Origin of the sequence: Streptomyces sp. N35 (assembly GCF_016464295.1) — a bacterium.
Taxonomy (GTDB): Bacteria; Actinomycetota; Actinomycetes; order Streptomycetales; family Streptomycetaceae; genus Streptomyces.
In genome coordinates, this window is sequence record NZ_JAEIMH010000022.1 from 58243 (window position 1) to 65536 (window position 7294).

Here is a 7294-nt window from a genome sequence, read left to right on the forward strand (position 1 = left end):
CGACTCCCTGGGAGTCGCGGGCCGTTGCTGTTGCCCTCACCCGATCTTCGTCACGGGGATGCGGCCCGCCGAGGGCAGTACGCGATCGAGGAACGCGCTGACCAGAGGGACCACCTCGTCGAGATGGGTTTCAAGGAGCCAGTGGCCTCCGTCGAGCAGGTGCAACTCCGCCTCGGGGAGGTCGCGGTGATAGGCGCGGGCTGCGGCTTCGGGCATGTACCCGTCGTGAGGTCCCCACACGATGAGCGTCTCGGGCCGGTGTTCACGCAGGTAGGCCCGCTGACGGTCGAACCACGCCAGCGTGCTCGGCTGGTCCTCGAGGAGCCGGATCAGATTCGCCACTCGTTCGGGACTCCGCATGAGCGTCCAGTGCAGCGTCCACAGGTCGGGGGGAATCCGCTCCGCGATGTGGCCGGGCAGCTCGCCGGCGAACTCGTCGCGGAAGCCCTCCAGGCTGACGTGGGCGGCGATCCCGCGGCGCGACTCGGGGCCCGGGTCGGCCCAGAACTGTCGAAGGGCGTCGTACTTGGGCCCGAACGCGTCCTCGTAGATGTCGCCGTTCTGGATGATCAGTCCCGCCACCCGGTCCGGCGCGCGCATCGCGAGCCGGAGTCCGAACTGGGAGCCGTAGTCGTGCAGCCAGATCGCGTAGCGCTTCAGGTCGAGCTGCCGGGTGAAGTCGGACAGGAAGTCGGCGTAGGCGTCGAAGGTGTAGCCGAACTCCTTCGGCGCGGGGGTGGCGCTGTAGCCGAAGCCGGGCAGGTCCGGGGCGATCAGCCGCCATCGGTCGCCCAGCGCGGCCATCAGGTGCCGGTACACGAACGACGACCCGGGGTAGCCGTGCGGCAGCAGCACTACCGGTCCGTCGTGAGGGCCGGTCTCCCGGTAGAACGTCTCGATCCCGCCGACTGAGGTGGTGAGGTGTCGCATGCGTCCCTATTTTTTCACAGGCGACCTCGCCGGCACGCCGACAGGTTCTGGGCCGCCGCGTGCTCGGTGTCACACCTTGACCGATGCCTCCGCCGCCTCCGTGTGCTCCAGCCGCTCAGCCGTACGGACCGCCGTCCCGCGCGCCCACCGGCCGCTGGTCACCGCGCCGACCACCAGGACGCTCAGACCGCAGCCGGCGATGATCCACCAGGCCGGCTTGCTCGCCTCGACGAAGTCCGTGGAGGAGGTGGCGGACGAGGCCATCCCCGCCGCGAGCACCGCACCGATCACCGCGACGCCGAGCGTTCCGCCCACCTGACGGCTGGTCGAGGCCACCGCGGCGGCCACGCCCGCCTGGGCGCGGGGCATGCCGGAGACGGCGGTGTTGGTGATGGGGGCGTTGACGAAGCCGAAGCCGATGCCGAAGATCACGTATCCGATGACGAGCGTGGTGTTCGAGGTCTCCGCCTCGAAGGCCGCGAACAGCACTCCGCTCACCGTCATCGCGACTCCCGCCACCAGCAAGGAGATCCGCGGCCCCCGGCTGCCCACGAGCCGCCCGGAGACCGGCGCGCAGACGAAGCACATCGCCGCCATCGGCAGCATCCACAGTCCGGCGTGCAGGGCGTCGAGGCCGCGTACGTCCTGCAGGTAGAGCGTCGACAGGAACAGGAAGCCCGCGAGCGCGGCGAAGGCGCTCACCGCGATCACGGTCGCCCCGCTGAACGGCGCGCTGCGGAAGAACCGCAGATCGATCAGCGGCTCGTCCCGCCTGCGCTCGTACAGGACGAGAGAGGCCAGCGCGCAGACGGCCACCGCGCTGAAGACGAGGATCTCCGCCGAGAGCCAGCCCTTCGCGGGCGCCTCGATGATCGCGTACGTGACGGAGCCGAGCAGCGCGATCACCAGGATCTGCCCCACGGGGTCGGGGCGCCGGGGCTCGGGCGCGCGGGACTCGGGCACGTGGCGCAGCGTCAGGAGCAGAGCCGCGAGGCCGACCGGCAGATTGACCCAGAAGATCGAGCGCCAGCCGACCGTGTCCACGAGCAGCCCGCCGACCAGCGGTCCGGCCGCCATCGAGATACCGACGACGGCGCCCCAGACGCCGATGGCGCGGGCGCGCTCCTTGGGCTCGGTGAAGGTGTTGGTGATGATCGACATCGCCACCGGGTTGAGCATCGAGCCGCCCACGGCCTGCACCATCCGGAACGCGATCAGCGATTCGAGGTTCGGCGCGAGCGAGCAGAGCACCGAGCCGATCGTGAAGAGGACGAGCCCGGTCATGAAGACCCTGCGGCGCCCGATCCGGTCCGCCGTCGAGCCGGCCAGCATCAGGAGCGAGGCGAGGACCAGGGTGTACGCGTCGATCGTCCACTGCATGCCCGCCACGTCCGCGTCGAGCTCTTTGCGCATGGACGGCAGGGCCACGTTCAGGACGGTGTTGTCGAGGCTGACGATCAGCAGGCTCATGCAGCAGATCGCAAGGATCAGCATGCGCCGGCGGTGGGTCAGGGGCTCGCTGACCGGGGCGGACTTGGGCAACGATGCGGCGGGGTCAGGCAACGGCATCCATCAAAAGTACGCCTAACTAAAGACCCTGTCCGCCGGTGGTCCGCGTACGCGACAATGGCGGGATGCCGCAGCACTCTTTCTCCCCGCTCACCGTCGGACCGCACGTAGTCCAGCCGCCCGTGGTGCTCGCCCCCATGGCCGGCATCACCAACGCCCCGTTCCGCACCCTGTGCCGTGAGTTCTCCGGCGGCAAGGGGCTGTTCGTCAGCGAGATGATCACGACGCGCGCCCTGGTCGAGCGCAACGAGAAGACCATGCAGCTGATCCACTTCGACGAGACCGAGAAGCCGCGCTCGATCCAGCTGTACGGAGTGGACCCGGCCACCGTCGGCAAGGCCGTCCGCATGATCGCGGAGGAGGACCTGGCCGACCACATCGACCTCAACTTCGGCTGCCCGGTCCCCAAGGTCACGCGCAAGGGCGGCGGTTCGGCACTCCCGTACAAGCGGCATCTGCTGCGCGCGATCCTGCGCGAGGCCGTCAGCGGCGCCGGTGATCTGCCGGTCACGATGAAGATGCGCAAGGGCATCGACGACGACCACATCACCTATCTCGACGCGGGCCGTATCGCGGTCGAGGAGGGCGTCACGGCGATCGCGCTGCACGGGCGCACGGCCGCGCAGCACTACGGCGGTACGGCGGACTGGTCCGCGATCGCCCGCCTGAAGGAGCACGTGCCCGAGATCCCGGTGCTCGGCAACGGTGACATCTGGTCCGCCGAGGACGCGGTCCGCATGATGCGCGAGACCGGCTGCGACGGAGTGGTCGTGGGCCGCGGCTGCCTGGGGCGGCCGTGGCTCTTCGGGGACCTGGTCGGCATCTTCGAGGGCAACCGGGCGCCCGCCGCCCCGTCGCTTCGAGAGGTCGCGGAAGTGATGGTGCGGCACGCGACGCTGCTCGGTGAGTGGATCGGCGATGAGGCACGCGGTGTCATCGACTTCCGCAAGCATGTGGCCTGGTACCTCAAGGGTTTCGCGGTCGGCTCCGAGATGCGCAAGCGGCTCGCGATCACGTCCTCCCTGGACGAGCTGCGGGGCGGGCTCGACGAGCTGGATCTGGACCAGGCCTGGCCGGTCGGCGCGGACGGTCCGCGCGGCCGTACGTCGGGCAACAACAGGGTCGTGCTGCCGGACGGCTGGCTCAAGGACCCGTACGACTGCGCGGGCGTGAGCGAAGAGGCGGAGCTGGATACGTCCGGCGGCTGAGAAGCCGGTCCGCATCGGTGCTGATTGATGATCGATCGGCGAGTGATTCTCGCCACCTTGAGAAGCTACCTGCTCACATGAGCGGATCTTGAAGGTGTGTGGGGCCTGAAGGGTGGCACCGGGTGCCACCCTTTTTGCGTTCAAGTCTTGAACTCAAGTGCTCTGGATCCCGCTCATGTGAGCGCAATCTTTCTCGATGAGGTCAAGCTCCCTTCGGGGGATGAAAACTTCGCCTACCGAAGGGTCACTTTCGATCTGCTGGCGGACGGGTGGTTACGGCCGTAAGGCGCTCAGGTGTATCTCCTCAGACGCCTTCGATCTGGGTATGTTCCTCGACGTCAGGGCAGCCACCGAGCCTCGAGGAGTCGAGACCCGTGTCGGAAAACAAGAAGCAGAAGTTCGTCTACGACTTCACCGAGGGCAACAGGGACCTCAAGGACCTCCTCGGCGGAAAGGGCGCCAACCTCGCCGAGATGACCAATCTCGGTCTGCCGGTCCCTCCGGGCTTCACGATCACCACCGAGGCCTGCAAGGTCTACCTCGACAGCGGCACCGAGCCCGCCCCGCTCCGCGAAGAGGTCACCGCGCACCTCGACGCCCTCGAGCAGAAGATGGGCAAGAAGCTCGGCCAGGCCGACGACCCGCTGCTCGTATCCGTACGCTCGGGCGCCAAGTTCTCGATGCCCGGAATGATGGACACCGTCCTCAACATCGGCCTCTCGGACGCCTCCGTGAAGGGTCTCGCCAAGCAGTCCGGCGACGAGCGCTTCGCGTGGGACTCGTACCGCCGACTCATCCAGATGTTCGGCAAGACCGTGCTCGGCGTGGACGGCGAGCTCTTCGAGGACGCACTCGAAGCCGCCAAGAAGGCCAAGAAGGTCACGGTCGACACCGACCTCGACGCCCCCGAACTGCAGAAGCTGGTCAAGCAGTTCAAGAAGATCGTCAAGACCGAGGCGGGCCGCGACTTCCCGCAGGACCCGCGCGAGCAGATGGATCTCGCCATCACCGCGGTCTTCGACTCTTGGAACGGCGACCGTGCCAAGCTCTACCGCCGCCAGGAGCGCATCCCGGGCGACCTCGGCACCGCGGTCAACGTCTGCTCGATGGTCTTCGGCAACCTCGGCCCCGACTCCGGCACCGGTGTCGCCTTCACGCGTGACCCGGCCTCCGGTCACGCGGGCGTGTACGGCGACTACCTGCAGAACGCGCAGGGCGAGGACGTCGTCGCCGGTATCCGCAACACCGTGCCGCTCGCGGACCTCGAGAACATCGACAAGAAGTCGTACGACCAGTTGATGCAGATCATGGAGACGCTCGAGACGCACTACAAGGACCTGTGCGACATCGAGTTCACCATCGAGCGCGGTCAGCTGTGGATGCTGCAGACCCGCGTCGGCAAGCGCACCGCCGCGGCCGCGTTCCGCATCGCCACGCAGCTCGTGGACCAGGGCCTGATCGACGAGGCCGAGGCGCTGCAGCGCGTCAACGGCGCCCAGCTCGCGCAGCTGATGTTCCCGCGCTTCGACGAGGACGCGAAGATCGAGAAGCTCGCCCGCGGTATCGCCGCCTCGCCGGGCGCCGCGGTCGGCAAGGCCGTCTTCGACTCGTACACCGCGATCAAGTGGTCGCGTTCGGGCGAGAAGGTCATCCTGATCCGCCGCGAGACCAACCCCGACGACCTTGACGGCATGATCGCCGCCGAGGGCATCCTGACCTCGCGCGGCGGCAAGACCTCGCACGCCGCCGTCGTCGCCCGCGGCATGGGCAAGACCTGCGTCTGCGGCGCCGAGGAGCTCGAAGTCGACACCAAGCGGCGGCGGATGACCGCGCCCGGCGGTGTGGTCATCGAGGAGGGCGACGTCGTCTCGATCGACGGTTCGTCCGGCAAGGTCTACCTCGGTGAGGTGCCCGTCGTGCCCTCGCCCGTCGTCGAGTACTTCGAGGGCCGGATGCACGCCGGTGCCGAGGAGGCCGGCGAGCTGGTCGCCGCCGTGCACCGCATCATGTCCTTCGCCGACGGCAAGCGCCGCCTGCGCGTGCGCGCCAACGCCGACAACGCCGAGGACGCGCTGCGCGCCCGCCGCTTCGGCGCGCAGGGCATCGGCCTGTGCCGTACCGAGCACATGTTCCTCGGTGAACGCCGCGAGATGGTCGAGAAGCTGATCCTCGCCGACACCGACGACGAGCGGGAGGAAGCCCTCAAGGAGCTGCTCCCGCTGCAGAAGAAGGACTTCGTCGAACTCTTCGAGGCGATGGACGGACTCCCGGTGACGGTGCGTCTGCTCGACCCGCCGCTGCACGAGTTCCTGCCCGACATCACCGAGCTCTCGGTCCGCGTCGCGCTCGCCGAGTCCCGCAAGGACGCCAACGAGAACGACCTGCGCCTGCTCCAGGCCGTGCACAAGCTGCACGAGCAGAACCCGATGCTGGGTCTGCGCGGCGTACGCCTCGGCCTGGTCATCCCCGGCCTGTTCACCATGCAGGTACGGGCCATCGCCGAGGCCGCCGCCGAGCGCAAGGCCGCCAAGGGCGACCCGCGGGCCGAGATCATGATCCCGCTGGTGGGCACCGTCCAGGAGCTGGAGATCGTCAAGGACGAGGCGGACCAGGTGATCGCCGAGATCGAGGCCGCCACCGGCATCGACCTCAAGCTGACCATCGGCACGATGATCGAGCTGCCGCGTGCCGCGCTCACCGCAGGGCAGATCGCCGAGGCCGCCCAGTTCTTCTCGTTCGGCACGAACGACCTCACCCAGACCGTGTGGGGCTTCAGCCGCGACGACGTGGAGGCCAGCTTCTTCACCGCGTACCTGGAGAAGGGCATCTTCGGTGTCTCGCCGTTCGAGACCATCGACAAGGACGGCGTCGGCACGCTCGTGAAGTACGCCGTCGAGCAGGGCCGCAAGACCCGCCCCGACCTCAAGCTGGGCGTCTGCGGTGAGCACGGCGGCGACCCGGAGTCGGTGCACTTCTTCCACGAGGTGGGGCTCGACTACGTGTCCTGCTCGCCGTTCCGTATCCCGGTCGCGCGTCTGGAGGCCGGCCGTGCGGCGGCGGCCTCGCTGGGCAGCGACAGCCGCTGAACCTTGTGCTGAACCACCGGGTCCGGCGGCGGGTCATGCCCTGACAAACCCTCACCGGTTCGTCGCCGGCCCCGGCTTGTGGAGGAAGGGGGCGCCCTGTGCGGGGGCGCCCCCTTCTCCTCGTCCGGGGCTCCCCCCGAATCCCGGTACGAGCCATACCCGCACCATCCTCGAGGCGCTGAGAAGGAACCGCGAGGCATTTCGGGTCAGTCCGAATAGCTGAGACCGGCGTAGTGCGGTCGTGCAGCGAGACTGGGCGCCGGCGTCATGGATCGGGGGATACAGACGTGCTGCGGATCCATTTCACGCGAGCGGATCTCACCCGCGTACGGATCGCGGAGCGGGCGCATCTGCTCTGGGAGACCGTGCTCAGCCTGCACCGGCTGCGCGACCGCTGGGCCCCGGGCGAACTGGACGGCTGGCGGGCCGGTGCCCCCCCCCCGCCCCGCCCCGCGCCGCCGCGCGGGGGGGGGGGGGGGGGGGGGGGGGGCGCGCGGGGTG

Annotated in this window: 4 protein-coding genes and 1 pseudogene; 3 read left to right on the forward strand and 2 right to left on the reverse strand. The window is 68.8% G+C overall.

Features of this window, described 5'->3' with window-relative positions; genetic code table 11:
• Positions 1-36: 36 nt before the first annotated feature.
• Complete coding sequence (locus JAO81_RS14660; protein WP_199548281.1) at positions 37-930, reverse strand: alpha/beta fold hydrolase; 894 nt, start codon at positions 928-930, stop codon at positions 37-39.
• A gap of 69 nt (positions 931-999) precedes the next feature.
• On the reverse strand, positions 1000-2499 hold the full coding sequence (locus tag JAO81_RS14665) for an MFS transporter (protein ID WP_199548282.1): 1500 nt from the start codon (positions 2497-2499) through the stop codon (positions 1000-1002).
• 65 nt (positions 2500-2564) lie between these two features.
• Here JAO81_RS14665 and dusB point away from each other — a divergent pair, with 65 nt between their 5' ends.
• The 3 genes and pseudogenes from dusB to JAO81_RS42450 form a co-directional block, all read left to right on the forward strand.
• On the forward strand, positions 2565-3707 hold the full coding sequence (dusB, locus tag JAO81_RS14670; RefSeq protein ID WP_199548283.1) for a tRNA dihydrouridine synthase DusB: 1143 nt from the start codon (positions 2565-2567) through the stop codon (positions 3705-3707).
• A 374-nt stretch (positions 3708-4081) separates the two neighbouring features.
• The gene (gene ppdK, locus JAO81_RS14675; protein WP_199548284.1) at positions 4082-6793 is read left to right on the forward strand and encodes a pyruvate, phosphate dikinase; all 2712 of its coding nucleotides are present in this window, start codon (positions 4082-4084) and stop codon (positions 6791-6793) included.
• Between the two features lie 287 nt (positions 6794-7080).
• A pseudogene (locus JAO81_RS42450) lies at positions 7081-7294 on the forward strand (ArsR family transcriptional regulator); the annotation flags it as partial.